Source organism: Caballeronia sp. INML3B (assembly GCF_023631305.1).
Lineage (GTDB): Bacteria > Pseudomonadota > Gammaproteobacteria > Burkholderiales > Burkholderiaceae > Caballeronia > Caballeronia turbans.
Genome location: NZ_JALQDI010000001.1, coordinates 334,940 through 349,583 on the forward strand (window position 1 = coordinate 334,940; position 14,644 = coordinate 349,583).

The window sequence follows — 14,644 nt, forward strand, 5'->3', positions numbered from 1 at the left end:
AATGCACTCGGCGCCGACAACGATTCGATCGGCATACGCATATTCATGACGGTTCTGTCCCGTGCATGCGCGGCTTGCCGAAATCGGGCGCATCGGGCTAAACTTGCGCCGTCTTTGGGGAGTAGCCTTCCTTCGCGAGCGAAGGAGAACGCGTCAACATCCTCGGCCCTGCTGCCGTGGCGCGTTCGACCGGAACGGTTTGGCGAGACCATCGATGCGCTATGTCGTTCTTGGTCGGACGGCGCGTGGCGCATCGTGGTTCGCTCGACGTCCGGCCGTGGAATTATCGTGTCCCTACAACTACAACATCCCTGTCTTTCGCGCACGCTTGCGCGCTTTTCGCATAGTTCGATGCGAGGTGCCGCATGACGATGCTCTTCCTCGAACTCGCGTTGATGCTTGCGATCATTCTGATCGCGTCAGAGCTATTCACGAACGCGCTCGAACATCTGGGCGAACGGCTCGGTATATCCGAAGGCGTGACCGGGTCGCTGTTCGCGGCGGTCGGCACGGCGTTGCCGGAAACGACGGTGCCTATCATCGCGCTGCTCGGCGGCACACCGAGCCGTGCGATCAATGAAGAGATCGGCGTCGGCGCGATTCTCGGCGCACCGCTCATGCTCGCGACGCTTTCCACTTGCCTGATGACGGTCGCGATTCTCAAGTCGCGCGGCTTGCGCGGGCGGATCACGCCGGAGCGCAGCGGGTTCACGCGCGATCTCAACTTCTTTTTGTTCGCCTTCCTGATTGCGTGCGCCGCGATGTTCGTGCCGCATCACGCGTGGCAGGTGCGTGCGGTGTTTGCGGCGGGTCTGGTCGGGGTATACGTCGTTTATGTGATTTCGACGTTCAGGGCTTCGGCGAAGCTCGTCGAGGGCGGGCATGGGACGGAAGCGCCTGAGGCGCTGTTCGTGTCGCGTGCCGGGCTGAAGACGACATTCGGCACGATCATGCTGCAGTTTCTCGTCGGTATCGTGTTGCTCGTCGGCGGCGCGAAAGGGTTCATTCACGGCGTTGAAGGCGTGTCGCATGCGTTGGGGATTTCACCGCTGTTGCTGTCGCTCATCATCATTCCGATTGCCACGGAATTGCCCGAGAAGGTGAACAGCATTCTCTGGGCGCGCAGAGGGAAAGATACGCTCGCGTTCGGCAACATCACCGGGGCGATGGTGTTTCAAGGGACGTTGCTGCCGGGAATCGGCATCATGCTGACGCCGTGGGAGCCGCGGGTCGAAGTGCTGACTGGCGTGCTGATCACGCTCGCGGCGGCGGCGTGGCTGCGGTTCAATGCGAAGGAGAATGGGGTGGTGTTGTGGGCGTTGCTCGGCAATGGGGTGCTGTATGCGGCGTATCTCGTGCTGACGCTTGGGCGCTGATGTTCGTGTCTTTCGGCGATGCGCGCGCGGATGGGAGTTTTCGGGTTTTTCCTTTCGGGTCATGCGGTTATGATCGAGGGGTTCCTCCGCGTGTGCGGAGATAGACCCTTGGGGTCCTTGTCGGACACGATATTGGTAACGGTTCCTCCGCGTGTGTGGAGATAGACCCCGCCAGAAGCGCCCGGAAAGCCTGATCTATGCGGTTCCTCCGCGTGTGCGGAGATAGACCCCTTGACGGCGAATGACCAGACCGCAGCAATGCGGTTCCTCCGCGTGTGCGGAGATAGACCCGTGTGCTGATAGCGGAGCGCTCGCTCCGGCACGGTTCCTCCGCGTGTGCGGAGATAGACCCAGCGGCCGTCATTGCCGCACCCTCCGCGCATCGGTTCCTCCGCGTGTGCGGAGATAGACCCATCGCCGACACAGCGGGGGCGAAGCCGGTGGCGGTTCCTCCGCGTGTGCGGAGATAGACCCCTGAGCGACGAGGATTTCATCATCGCGCTCGAGGTTCCTCCGCGTGTGCGGAGATAGACCCTCATGCGCGCTGCTGAGCAACGAGCCGACGCGGGTTCCTCCGCGTGTGCGGAGATAGACCGCCGGCGCCTACGACCAGCGGATCCCGAATAGGGGTTCCTCCGCGTGTGCGGAGATGGACCCGATGCGCATCCTGCAAGCGCTCGACGTCGCGCGGTTCCTCCGCGTGTGCGGAGATAGACCCATCACGCATCGCCCGCAGATCGTGCGCCATGTGGTTCCTCCGCGTGTGCGGAGATAGACCCGGCGGCCGCGCGCCGACGATTGCTCTCCGGCCGGTTCCTCCGCGTGTGCGGAGATAGACCCTGGTTTGCCCCGACGAAGCGCAGCACCGAGGACGTTCCTCCGCGCGTGCGGAGATAGACCCTACGCGCCGGCGGCAAACAGTGACGCGATGGCAGTTCCTCCGCGTGCGTGGAGATAGACCTAATCACGCTCATTTGCCGCAAATCTCGAACGGCTTCCTCCGCATACACAGAGATACACCCAATCGCGGCCGCGGCGACTGCATCTGCCGCAGGCTCCTCCGCGAACGCGGAGACAGACCCGGCGAGGAACTCGCCAGGACCACCGTCAAGGACCATCCCCGGCCCCTGCGGACCCCAAAAAACAAAATGCCCGCCGAAGCGGGCATCCAAGAGCGAAGCAGCGCGCCAAAACATCAGCGCGTCTTTCTTGTTGTTCTTGTTCAGATTATCGGCACGCGAGGCGCTAACTTTAGCGAAACCTTGCCGTCCGTCAGTCGACGATGTAGATCGCGCGCCGATAAAACTCGCCGATGTGCTGATCCAGCGCGTACGGCGCGAGCGCGTCGGCGAAGAGTCGCAGTTCGCGTTCTCCATGCTCCCCGTTGAGCGCCTCGATGACGTCCTTGCCGAGATCGGCATAAGCGATCGGCGCGTCCGGTGTCTTTCTCGCATAAGCCACATCGCGAATGCGCCAGCCGGCATCGGTCAGCAGCTTCGATACATAGGCGAGACGCTCGGCATCCGTCGCGCCCGGCTGCAGCGGATGCGACTTGTCACCCCACAAGTTGCAACCGAGCTGAAACACGAGCGAGCGCGCCGCGCTGCGAAGCTTCTTCAGATAAGCAACCGCATACGCAGGAAAGTCATGCGCGCCAGTCACATGCTCCCGGTCGAAGTCCGCGCCCGCGTGATGCAGCACGTTCAAGTGCAGAAGCACGTCGATGTCCGACAGCTTGTCGAGACCGTCGAACGGAAGCGCCTCGTGATGCACATCGACATTGCCGATCGAAAAGGCATCGCCGAGTTCGCCCAGGAACTTCGCATGTTCGGCATTCGCTTCGATCGCCGTCACACGCGCATCCGGATATGCATGCGCGATCGTGTACGTGAAGAAGCCGGTGTTCGCGCCGAAGTCGGCCCAGCGTTCGCCGGCCCGAGGCGCGCGATGCGCGAGGATCCAGTCCAGACGGTTACGGTCGCCGCGCCACTGGCTCTGGATGGTCTCCTGATAGCCGAGCGTGCTCGCGACGAAGTCGGGGATCGTCTGATACCCCGAGTGCTTGGAGACTTCGCCGTAAAGTCGAGCAAGCCGCTCCTTGACTGCGATCGTGCCAGAGGTCATTTCCATAGTTCCTTGTAAAAGATTCGCCAGCTATCGCTCGCGAGATAGACGTCGCCCGCCAGAGCGCGCAGCGCAGCGCCCGCGAGGCGCATCTCGCTGCCATAGCGATGTACGATCGTCCGGCGCCGGCGCCACGTGTTCACGATGCCGCCCGTCCAGAGGTAGGTGGCGTTGCGTGCCCGCGAGAGGCGCCGGCTTTGATAAGCGCTTGCATCTTCTGTCGCCCAGTCGCCCACGAAGGCTTCGACGATGCCGCAGTCGTGGTTCAGGCACAGGTCGAGCGGGCCCCAGGGACGGGGATTCATTTCGATGAAGTACGCGCCGTCCTCGCCGACGATGCATTCGATCATCGCGAAGCCGAAATAGCCGCATTGCGAAAGCGTTTGCCGAAGCCTGACGCCGGCGGCGCTCTCGTGAAAATCGGCGGTACGGGCGAGCACGATCGACTTGCCGCCCGGCTGTTGCGCGAGGTTCTCCTGCGATGAGCAGAAGACCTCGCCCGTGCGCGCGAAGTAGGCGAGCAGATAGAAGCTGCGTCCCGTCACGAAGTGCTGGAAGAAGTAGTGCGACGGATCCTCCGCCGCTTTGAAGGCGGCGAGGTCCGCGTCGCTCTTCACGAGCACCGGATAAAGCACCCGCCGGCCCTCGACATTGCATTTCGGCTTGGCGACGAACGGCACCACGGCATCGTCGATGCCCGCATACTCGGGCGGTGACGCGACACCGGCGCGCGCGAAGAATTCGGTCGCGCTCGCCTTGTTGGTGAGTTTCGCGTAGAGCGACGAATCGACGAGCGGCACGCGCACGCCATCGATCGATTCCAGCGCTTCCTTGTGATTCAGAAGGAAGGTGTTGAAAAATTCGGAGATCGGCACGAGCGTCACCCGGTCGGCGCGATGCCTGGCCTTCGCCTGCTCGATATAACCGCTCAGAAGCGGCACCGAGAGCGCATCGCTTTCACGCACGGCGACCACGAGTTCGCGATACGCGCTCGAAAGAACGGGATCGGCGGCAGAACGCGCGACCACCGCCGCCCGTTGCCCGAGCTTGCCGATCGCGCGCAGCAGCGCGAGCACGGCGCGTTCGTTGGTGCCGCTGAAGAGAAGAAAGACGTGCATAGGTCGATCCCGCATGCGTCGAACCATTGCGCCTTACGCGTTGCCCTTGCGGATCACGTCCACGACCCGCTCCACATCACGGTCCGCGAGCGCCGGATAGATCGGCAGGCACAACACCTTGCGCGATGCTTCCTGTGCGTGCGGCAGACGGCTCGGTTGAGCCGAGGGCAGGCCGCGATACATCGGGAAATCCGAAATAAGCGGATAGAAGTAGCGGCGACCGAAGATGTCGTGATCGCGCAGGCGCTGGTACAACGCATCGCGCGTCAACTTGTAGTCGCCTTCCACAAGCACGGGGAAATACGAGTGATTCGTCGTGCCGGCCGCCAGGCCGGGCAGCGGCACGATACCGTCGACATCGGCGAGCAACGTGCGATACAGCGCGTCGATCTCCTGACGGCGCGCCAGCGCGCGGTCGATGTGCTGGAGCTGGAGCAGGCCGAACGCGGCATTGATCTCGCTCATCTTGCCGTTGATGCCGGCCGCGACCACGGTCGTCTCGTTGACGAAGCCGAAGTTCTTCAGATGATCGATCCGCTGCTTGACCTTCGCATCCGGACAGACGATCGCGCCGCCCTCGAACGTATTGAAGACTTTTGTCGCGTGGAAGCTCAGCACCGACAGGTCGCCGTGCGTCAGGATACTGCCCGCCTCGTTGCGCACGCCGAACGCGTGCGCGGCGTCGTAGATCACCTTCAGGTTGTAGTTGTCGGCGATGGCCTGGATCGCTTCGACGTCGCACGGCTGGCCGTAGCAGTGCACCGGCATGATCGCGGTGGTCTGCGGCGTGATGGCGGCTTCGATCTGGCGCGGATCGAGATTCAGCGTGAGCGGGTCCACGTCGACGAACACCGGCTTGATGCCGTTCCACAGCAGCGAATGCGCGGTCGCGACGAAAGAATACGGCGTCGTGATCACTTCGCCCGTGATGCGCAGCGCCTGCAACGCGGTGACGAGACCCATCGTGCCGTTCGAAAACAGCGCGAGGTGCTGGACGCCGAGGTATTCGCACAGCGCCTTTTCGAGTTGCTGATGAAACGGGCCGCCATTGGTCAGCGTCTTGTTTTCCCAGATCTTCTCGAGGTACGGAACGAATTCTTCGAGCGGCGGCAGGTGTGGCTGCGTGACGAAGATGCGTTCATCGACGGCGGGCTGCTCGCGAAAGAGAGGAATGGCGCTCATGATCAACCTTGCGTGGTGGCTGCTGAAGTCGCTGCAGCGGGCGCGGCGGCGAGAAGTTCGGTATCGAAGGATGCGGCGGGCAGGCCGGCGCACCAGCGCTGCCACATGTGACGAAGCGCATGGCTCATGCTCGTCGCGATCACGTCCGGACAAAAGCGCGCGGATTGCGAGCAGCGCTCGCGCATGCCGGTGCGCAGGGCGGCGAGCGCATCGACATCGCTCGCGTATGCGACGCTCTTCGCGACGAATTCGTCCTTGTCGCGTGCGATGAACGCGTCCAGTCCGACCTGGCTCATCAGGGTGCCGCCCGCGCGGCCCGGCATCGTGTCGCCGAGCAGCGTCAGGGTCGGCACGCCCATCCACAGCGCATGCAGCGTCGTCGTGCCGCCCGCGTACGGGAACGTGTCGAGACACAGATCGACCTGATGGTGCTGCTGCAGATACACCGACACATTCGAGCGCTTGTGCAGCGACAGCCGGTTCGCGCCGATGCCTTCCTCCGCAAACCACTTGCTCAGTTCGGCGACGGCGCTGTCGTCGGGCATTGCGCCCATCAGCATCTTCGAGTCCGGCACGGCATGCAGCACGCGCGCCCACAGCGCGATCACCTCGCGGCGCAACTTCGACACGCGGTTGAAGCTGCCGAAGGTGACGAAGCCCTTGTGGAGCGCGGGCAGCAGATTGACGGGCGGCGAATTCGGGTCGGGCAGAAACGGCGCGGCCGCCGGCAGAAAGGCGAGTTTCTCGACGAACTGGTCGTCGATCGGCGCGAAGTGCGGCGTGCGGTTCGCGAAGTAGTAGTCGATGGCGCCGACGCCCGTCGTCTGCGGATAGCCGATCCACGATGCCTGGACCGGTGCGGGCTTGCGCGCGAAGGCGCGCAGGCGGTTACGGCCGGTATGCCCCGACAGGTCGATCAGGATATCGATGCCGTCGGCGCGCACTTTTTCCACGAACGCGTCGTCCGAGACGCCCGAGATCACGTTCCAGCGCGGCGCATGTCCACGCAGACGCTGGGTCGTCGAATCCTCGCGCGCATGAGTGCTGTACACGTGAATCTCGAGGCTCGGGTCTTTCGCGAGCAGTGCCAGCACCGGTTCGAGGAACGAGGCGACGGCATGGCGGAACAAGTCGCCGGACACGAGGCCGACGCGCAGCGTCTTGTGCGGATCCTTCGCGTTCGTATGCGGACGCCACAGGCGGCGCGCGGGATCGCCATGACGGCGGTCGAATTCGCGATGTTCGTCGAAGAGCTCGACGGGCGTCAGATCGGTTCGGTGCGTGAGGCAGAACAGCAGGTTGCTGTGCGAAATGAAGTCGTTCGGGTTGTACTCGAGCGCCTTGCGGAAGCCGTCTTCGGCACGTGCGATCTGACCGTCGTCGAGCAGCACGACGCCGAGGGCGCTGTGCATGTCGGCGTTCTTCGGGGCCAGTGAGATCGCCCGCTCGCACACTTCGATGGCTTCGCCGTGGCGGCGCATCGCCGACAGGGACACGCCGAGCACGCGATGCGCTTCGGCGTGGTTCGGGTCGCGCGCGATCACCAGGCGGCACTCGCGTTCGGCGCCGACATTGTCGCCGCGAACCTGCAGCGCGCTCGCGAGCAGCATGCGCGAATGCTGGTCCGTCACCTCCAGTTCGACGGTGCGGGTGAGCGGCTCGATGGCTTCGACGTAGCGGCCGTTGGCGTAGAGCGCCAGAGCGAGCGAGCGCTGCGCGGCGACGTGATGCGGATAACGCTCGACGAGTCCGCGCGCCAGCTTGATCGCTTCTTCGTGGCGGCCCTTGTTGTAAAGCGACGCAAACTGGTTCATGTCCTGCGGCGTCGGATTGCCGCGCTTGCCGGCGGGCGTTTGCGCTGCGTCGCCTACGGCGTCATCGACGGTCTTGGGCGCGAGGCGCGCGAGATGCGCGGCCTCGGCGAGCACGGCCGCCGCGTAGCCCAAGGGATGCGACAGGCGCTCGATCAGGCCGTCCATCGCCGGACCGCGCACGCCGCGCTGCTGCGCCATTTCCACGGCGAACCAGGCAGCCTGACTCTGATTAGTGCGCGCGAGCGCGTCGATATACGAGACCCAGTATTGGCCGTTGTCCGGGCGCAGGCCGAGCACCGTCTCGAACAGCGGCACGGCGTCGCCCGGGCGCTGCGTCTGGACGAGCAGGACCGCGAGGTTATACAGCACGTCCGCGTGATCCGGCTTGTGGTCGAGAATCGCGCGATAGAGCGCTTCGGCGTCGGCATGATTGCCGGCGTGATGCTGCTCCAGCGCCGACTGCAGCACGGTCGCGATGTCCTGCTCGAACTGTTGCTCCGGCGTCAGCGTCGTGGCGTCCGGAAGCTGTGTGGAAATGCTCATGGTCTGGGCGTGCTCCTTGCGATTGAACTGATTATCCAAGCGAGGTCGCCAAACCGAAGCGCGGAGATGAACCCGAAAGCCGCCGTAATTCAGCGGATCGTCGGCGGGGGCGTTGACGGCGCTGCCGCGGCGCGGGCACGGGCAGGTCGTCCCGAAGGAGGCGGCGCAATCGCCGTCACGGCCGCAGCCGCGTGCATCGTCGGGGCGTAAAAATGCCCGCATGAAGCGGGCACGGCGGAAACAAAACGATGCGCGGTGACGTCTAGAACCGTGCGCCTTGCTGATAACGGTTTGCCGCATTCACGCGCGTCATCGCCGCGTGATATTCGGTGGCGAGTCCGGTGCGGATTGCACTCGCGTGCGCGAGCACGGCGGCGTCGATGCCTTGAATCTCCCTGATCTTCGCGAGCGCCTGCGGGCCCTGCTCGCGCGTCAGCGCACGCAAGAGCGGCGTGCGCGCGGCATCGAGTTCCGCTGCGCGCGGCCAGTCCGCGAGCGTGGCCGCCGCCTCCATGTCCTTCGTCAGTGCGAACAGTTGTTCGACGAGTGCATCCTGGTTCATCGTGTCGGTTCCCGGGTCTTAGGACTTGTTGGTCGCCATGGCGCCCGCGCTGTTCGTGCCGCCGAAAAGCGCCGTCAGGTACTGCGTGTTCTGGTTCATGTTCGCCATCAGCGTATTGAGCGCCGTGAACTGCGCGTTGTAGTCCGACGTGAGTTGCGCCGCATAGTTGGTCAACGTCGTCTGCTGCGTCGAGATGTTGGCGAGATCCTTGTTGATCGAGTCGGTCTCGGACGTGAGCAGGCCGTTCGGTCCGAGATAGCTCGTGATCTTGTCGGTCAACTGCGCACCGACGCCGTTGATCGCGTTGAAGAGCTGCGACACGCCGGTCGCATTGTTCGTCAGCGCGCTGTTGAGCTTGTCGGTGTCGATGGTCAGGGTGCCGGCCGGCTGCTCCGCTGTTGCATCGAGCGACGAAACCTGATTGATGCCGAGCGACGCCAGCGAGATCGAGCCGCTGCCTTTGCCGACCGCGCTGCCGATGATCGCGGAAAGCTGGTTCTTGATCGTGTTGACCGCGGAGTTGCCGAGCAGCACGCCGCCCTGCGAGCCGACCGACGCGGTGCTGTCGAACGAGGTATAGGAGTTGATCGTCGAGACGACCGTGTTGTACAGGTTGACGAAGTTCGAGATCGCGCTCGAAATCGACGACGTGTCCTGCGTGACGGTTACCGTCTGCGTGCTCGCGGGCGTCGTCACGGCCGCCGACGTGAGGTTCAGCGTCACACCCTTGATCGCGCTCGTGACCGTATTGCTCGAGCTCGTGCCCGAGACGCCGCCGACCTTGTACATCGCGTCCTGCGCGGAGGCGCTTTGAGACCAGCCGTTGCTGCCGGATGCGTCCGAGATCGTGGAAGCCGCGCCGTTCTGCCCGGCCGTCGATGAGACCGCGAGCTTGTTCAGGTCGCTGCCGTCCGCCGCGCCGCTGATCGTGGTCGAGATGACGTTCGAGGCGCCCGTCGTCGTGGAGTTGAGCACGAGGTGCTGGCCGTCGGTGCCCGTCACGATGGTCGCGCTCACGCCCGGGTTGCCCGACGCGTTGTTGATGGCGGCGGCGATGCCCGAGAGCGTGTTGTTGCTGCTCGTGATGTTGATCGACATCGACTTGGAGCCGACGGTGATCTGCATCGTGCCGGTGCCGAGGTGCTTGTCCGTCGTGAAGCCGGTCGAGGTCAGCGATTGCGCCTTCGCGATCTGCGAGACCGTCACGTCGTAGCTGCCTGCCACGGCGCCGGTGGCGCCCGTCGCGGTGATGCCCGTGCCGGTCACGTTGGTCGTGAACGTCGACATCAGCGAACCGTCGGTCAGGCTCGTCATCGTGGTCTGAAGCGTCGAAAGCGCCGACGACAGCGTGCCGATCGCCGAAAGCTTCGTGTTGTCGTTCGTTTGCGCGGCGGCCAGGGATGCGCTTTGGCCGGCCGTTTTCGCGTTCACCATCGCCGTGACCAGCGAATTGACATCCATCGACGAGTTACCGGTCGCGCCGCTGATGATGGATTGCGCTGCTTCGGCAAGCGCCGCGTTTGCAGCCGCCTGGGTCTGCGCGGCGGTCGCCGCCGTGGTGGTCGTACTGATCGTGGACATCGGGTAACTCCGTGTATCGCGCTGTCGATTGAATGCGCGTGATCGCAGTCAACTGCTCGTTGCGGGAAACAACCTCTTGCGTGTGCGTTCGTGAGTACGGGCGCACACGCAAGCGGTCGAAACGCGGCTTCGTCGCCGTGACGGCCCGACGCCGGATCTTCGAAATCGAAGATCCGGCGTCGGGTGCTGCCTGGGCGGATTGCTTAGCCGAGGAGCTTCAGAACTTGCTGCGGCAGCGAGTTCGCTTGCGCGAGCACCGAGATACCAGCCTGTTGCAGCACCTGAGCCTTGCTGAGGTTCGCCGTTTCCTGCGCGAAGTTCGCGTCGGTGATCTGCGATTGAGCCGACGACAGATCGGTCGATTCAGCCTGCTGCGACGACGCGATTGCGCTCAGACGGTTCTGGGCGGCACCCAGCGTCGCCTGGACGTTGTTGAGCGTCTGCAGCGCGTTGTCGATCGAGACCAGCGCGACGTTGGCACCCGTCGTCGTGCTGATGTCGAGGTTCGCCACCGTGTCCGGCGTGTTGATCTTGTTGATCGACTTCGTCAGGTCGGCGATCGCGGAGCTCACCGCCGCGCCCATCGAACCGGCGACGCCGGAGCTGAACGACAGCGTGTTTTCATGCGGCGCTGCAGCCGTGCCCGTGCCCGCGGTGCCCGTGCCGAAGATGGCCGAGACAGCGGTCGAGTTCAGCGCGACGTTGTTCTGGTCGGTGAACGTGAAGCCGCCCTTGCCGTCCGACAGCACGTTGATCGAGGTGATCGCCGCGCCGGAAGACGTGTAGCCGCCGCCCGTCGTCAGCGACAGGTTCGAGAACGTGCCGAGCGTGTTGCCCTTCTGAACCATGCCGCCGCCGAGCGAATTCGCGCCCATGTCCTGGCTCAGGTCCAGGTTGATCGTCTGACCGACGTTCGCGCCGACCTGGAAGCTCAGGCTGCCAGCGGAGCCGTCCAGAATGTTCCGGCCGTTGTACGTCGTCTGCGAAGCGATACGGTTCACTTCAGCGATCTGCTGCGACACTTCCTTCTGCAGCGAAGCCTGGTCGCTCGACGAGAGCGAACCGCTGGCGGCTTGCACGGCCAGCGTACGGATACGCTGCAGGCTGGAGGTCATCGACGAGAGCGCGCTCGAAGCCGTTTGCGCAATCGACACACCGTCGTTCGCGTTCGAAACGCCCTGGTTCAGGCCGTTGATCTGCGTTTGCATCCGGTTCGAGATCGCGAGGCCGGCAGCATCGTCAGCAGCGCTGTTGATGCGCTTGCCCGACGACAGGCGGGTGATGGCCGACGACAGCGCGCTCTGCGTGCTGTTGAGGTTCTGCTGGGCAACCAGCGAGTTGATATTGCTATTGATACCGATCATTTTTTGCTCTCCTGGGAGACTTTGTATGGCTTTGGCTTTGGCACCGAGTGTTGCCTGGCGGTCCTGCGCTCGGTGATAGCCGGCCGCCTACTTGTGGTTATCGGGCCCCTCGAAAAAAACTTAAGGCCCCGCGCAAACGATTTGTGTAATGAATGCGTTCGTAAGCCTGCGGAAGCTCGCCGGGCAAGGCGCCGCTTTCCCGCGTATCCTTTTTGGTCCGTCCTTTTCGCGCATTTGGAGCACACATGCAGACACGCAGCATCGGCACATCGGAACTGAAAGTCGCGCCGCTCGTCTTCGGCGGCAACGTGTTCGGCTGGACCGCCGACGAGCGCACGTCGTTCTCGATCCTCGACGCGTTCGTCGATCACGGCCTGAATTTCATCGACACTGCCGACGTCTATTCCGCCTGGGTGGACGGCCACCAGGGCGGCGAATCGGAGACGATCATCGGCAAGTGGTTCAAGGAAAGCGGCAAGCGTCACAAAGTCGTGCTCGCGACGAAAGTGGGCAAGCTCTCCACGCGCGCCGGGCTGACGGCGGCCAACATCGCGGCGGCCGTCGACGATTCGCTGAGGCGCCTGAAGACCGATTACATCGACGTCTACTTCTCTCATTACGACGACGAGAACACGCCGCTCGATGAAACGCTCGCCGCGTATCAGCAGCTCATCAAGGCGGGAAAGGTGAGGGTGATCGGCGCGTCGAACTACTCGGGCGAGCGGCTGGACGCGGCGTTGAACCTCGCGAAGGAGTCGGGCTTGCCGGCCTATCAGATCCTTCAGCCCGAATACAACCTCTACGATCGCGAAGACTACGAAACCGGTCTGGAGCCGGTGGCGACACGGCACAAGATCGCGGTCGTGCCGTACTACGCGCTTGCGAGCGGCTTTCTGTCGGGCAAGTACCGGTCGAAGGAAGACACGCTGCACAAGACACGCGGCTCGCGCGTCGAAAAATATCTGAACCCGCGCGGCTTCAGGATTCTCGATGCGCTCGACGAAGTCGCGAAGCGCAACGACACGACGCCCGCGACCGTCGCGCTCGCATGGATGATCGCGCGCCCGAGCGTGACGGCGCCGATCGCCAGCGCCACGTCGGTCGCGCAACTGGAAAGCCTCGCTGCCGCGACGCGCCTGCGACTCGCCGCCGACGACATCCAGCTCCTCGACGAAGCCAGCGCGTGGCAGAAATAAATCTGTTGCATCAATGAGTTGGATGGATCGGGGGAGTTGGCAGTGGCGCGGTGTTCTGGTAACATCGCGCCCGAATCGAGAAATGTGCCCGATTTCATGCCTTCGCCTCTGAAAATGACAACGTCAACGAGCAGCGGCGAACGGCTCCGAAACGCGCCTTCGTGTGGTTCTTTCGAAAGCGCATGCCGCTTCCGCGGCTGAATCCCAACGCTCTCTTTTCCGGCCTCCGTGGCCGCTTTGCTCGTGTCCGTCGCGCCGTTTCGTGTCCGGCGGACGATCGGAGTGCCGGGGCGCGGCAGCTCGTAACGTCGCGCGCTTGAAAATACGTTTAGCAAACTCAGGATTTACATGACCACTATCGTCCTCAAAGAAAACGAGCCGTTCGATGTCGCGATTCGGCGTTTCCGCCGCACCATCGAGCGCAATGGCCTGATCGCCGAACTGCGCGAGCGCCAGTCGTACGAAAAGCCGACCACCGAGCGCAAGCGCAAGAAGGCCGCTGCTGTCGCGCGCCTGCGCAAGCGCCTGCGCAGCCAGATGCTGCCGAAGAAGATGCACTAAGCGTCTTTCACGGGCGAGGATTTTCGGGTCCTCACCCGCATGGCAAAACGGCGGTGCGACCCGTAAGGGCGCACCGCCGTTTTGTTTGTGCCTCGAACTACAGGATTGCAGGCGTCACACGAAGGCGTGACGCTTTCCGAGCGCCGCGAGCTGATCCGGCCAATCGGAGATATCGGCGTAATCGTGCACTTCCTCCAGCTCGATCAGCAGATCGATGACGTTCGGATCGTAGGCATTCACCTTCGATGCGTACAGCGCGCGCAGCAGCTCGCCGTCGCGCGCGTGCCGATAGTACGAGATCCCGACGCCTTCCAGCTCCGGCTCATACAGATCGTCGCGCACGAGCGAGCCGATCGCGCACTTGCGGCCTTCCGGACTGCGGAGCCGGCACGACCCGTTGTCGTCTTCGGACACCGCACGCTGCGTCAGCAAGTGCTCGCTGACGCGCTCGTAAATCTCCTTCAGGCTCAACATCGTAATAGGGCTCAACATCACAGCACCTGCAATATCACGCAGCCGTTTTGAGAAGTTCGGCGGACAGCCCGAACTGACGCGCGATCGATGTCAGACGTTCGCGCCATTCCCATCTGCCGAAGACGTCATGCACGTTCTGCAGGCAGGAGAGCAATTCGACGGTGTTGGGATCGAACACGTTGATGCGCGCACGAAGCAGCGCGCGCCTGAGCGCCGCGACGCCGACATCCATGTACGCCGGCACCTGCTCGGGCGGCTTCGCGATGTAGCGAATGGGCACGCCTTCCATCGCGGTGATGTAGTCGCGCGGCTTGATGAAGCTCCCGACAGGACAGCCGCCGCAATATCCGCGATACGCGCCGCCGCCGCGCGGCAGCAGAGCCGCTTGCCCTTGCACGAAAAGATGCTGTACCGCGCCGTTGAAAATCTCCTGATGGGTCAGGAAGTTCAAGCTTTTCATGATCATCTCCCCTGCGCCCCTGCGCAGCGGCCAAGCGTTATGTATTCGAGAACCTGCACCTGCTTTCCGAATGCGGCGGCGTCGTTGCGAAAGTGATGCAACCTGAATCAACGCTTCGCCGCCCGGACACTGCCTCGAGCATGGCGGTTTCCCGGCCTGGGCCTGCGGTCTCACAAGGCCCCGTGTGCTCGCGTCGGATTTCTACACTCAGTGAACGGTCCGTACGCCGTCAGTTATAACGGTTCGGTCCGGTAAAAAGGTGCGCCAGCGCACGCGAGGACGCCATTTT

12 protein-coding genes, 1 CRISPR repeat array and 1 riboswitch are annotated in these 14,644 nt (G+C 63.5%); of the genes, 3 read left to right on the forward strand and 9 right to left on the reverse strand.

The window, feature by feature from the left end:
• Positions 1-101 precede the first annotated feature (101 nt).
• A riboswitch (yybP-ykoY riboswitch) is annotated at positions 102-277 on the forward strand.
• An 88-nt stretch (positions 278-365) separates the two neighbouring features.
• Positions 366-1,376, forward strand: a complete 1,011-nt coding sequence (locus tag NCS58_RS01540; RefSeq protein WP_061116783.1) for a sodium:calcium antiporter — start codon at positions 366-368, stop codon at positions 1,374-1,376.
• Between the two features lie 79 nt (positions 1,377-1,455).
• Positions 1,456-2,338: a CRISPR direct-repeat array (repeat unit 29 nt; unit sequence GGTTCCTCCGCGTGTGCGGAGATAGACCC).
• 310 nt (positions 2,339-2,648) lie between these two features.
• Here NCS58_RS01540 and NCS58_RS01545 read toward each other — a convergent pair.
• The 7 genes from NCS58_RS01545 to NCS58_RS01575 all read right to left on the reverse strand — a co-directional run bounded on the left by NCS58_RS01545 (position 2,649) and on the right by NCS58_RS01575 (position 11,664).
• Positions 2,649-3,500 (reverse strand): hypothetical protein, encoded by an 852-nt coding sequence (locus tag NCS58_RS01545; RefSeq protein WP_250476171.1) that lies wholly within the window; start codon positions 3,498-3,500, stop codon positions 2,649-2,651.
• The gene (locus NCS58_RS01550) at positions 3,497-4,618 is read right to left on the reverse strand and encodes a hypothetical protein (protein WP_250476172.1); all 1,122 of its coding nucleotides are present in this window, start codon (positions 4,616-4,618) and stop codon (positions 3,497-3,499) included. The genes NCS58_RS01545 and NCS58_RS01550 overlap by 4 nt, the downstream gene beginning before the upstream one ends.
• A gap of 33 nt (positions 4,619-4,651) precedes the next feature.
• On the reverse strand, positions 4,652-5,800 hold the full coding sequence (vioA, locus tag NCS58_RS01555; RefSeq protein WP_061116787.1) for a dTDP-4-amino-4,6-dideoxy-D-glucose aminotransferase VioA: 1,149 nt from the start codon (positions 5,798-5,800) through the stop codon (positions 4,652-4,654).
• A gap of 2 nt (positions 5,801-5,802) precedes the next feature.
• Positions 5,803-8,157: a tetratricopeptide repeat protein gene (locus tag NCS58_RS01560; protein ID WP_061116937.1), complete on the reverse strand. Its 2,355-nt coding sequence runs from the start codon at positions 8,155-8,157 to the stop codon at positions 5,803-5,805.
• A gap of 262 nt (positions 8,158-8,419) precedes the next feature.
• Entirely contained in the window at positions 8,420-8,719 is a 300-nt protein-coding gene (locus tag NCS58_RS01565; RefSeq protein WP_061116788.1) for a flagellar protein FliT, read from the reverse strand.
• 18 nt (positions 8,720-8,737) lie between these two features.
• Positions 8,738-10,300: a flagellar filament capping protein FliD gene (gene fliD / locus NCS58_RS01570; protein WP_250537713.1), complete on the reverse strand. Its 1,563-nt coding sequence runs from the start codon at positions 10,298-10,300 to the stop codon at positions 8,738-8,740.
• A gap of 203 nt (positions 10,301-10,503) precedes the next feature.
• Positions 10,504-11,664, reverse strand: coding sequence for a flagellin (locus NCS58_RS01575; RefSeq protein WP_061116790.1), 1,161 nt, complete (start codon positions 11,662-11,664; stop codon positions 10,504-10,506).
• Between the two features lie 245 nt (positions 11,665-11,909).
• On the opposite strand from NCS58_RS01575, the gene NCS58_RS01580 reads away from it, so the two are divergent.
• Both NCS58_RS01580 and rpsU read left to right on the forward strand, forming a co-directional pair.
• Positions 11,910-12,860: an aldo/keto reductase gene (locus NCS58_RS01580; RefSeq protein WP_250476174.1), complete on the forward strand. Its 951-nt coding sequence runs from the start codon at positions 11,910-11,912 to the stop codon at positions 12,858-12,860.
• A gap of 348 nt (positions 12,861-13,208) precedes the next feature.
• Positions 13,209-13,421, forward strand: coding sequence for a 30S ribosomal protein S21 (gene rpsU, locus NCS58_RS01585; protein WP_008351904.1), 213 nt, complete (start codon positions 13,209-13,211; stop codon positions 13,419-13,421).
• Between the two features lie 114 nt (positions 13,422-13,535).
• On the opposite strand, the gene NCS58_RS01590 is transcribed toward rpsU, so the two are convergent.
• Complete coding sequence (locus NCS58_RS01590; protein WP_250537714.1) at positions 13,536-13,913, reverse strand: hypothetical protein; 378 nt, start codon at positions 13,911-13,913, stop codon at positions 13,536-13,538.
• A 16-nt stretch (positions 13,914-13,929) separates the two neighbouring features.
• Positions 13,930-14,355, reverse strand: a complete 426-nt coding sequence (locus NCS58_RS01595; protein WP_061116938.1) for a hypothetical protein — start codon at positions 14,353-14,355, stop codon at positions 13,930-13,932.
• Positions 14,356-14,644: the final 289 nt, after the last annotated feature.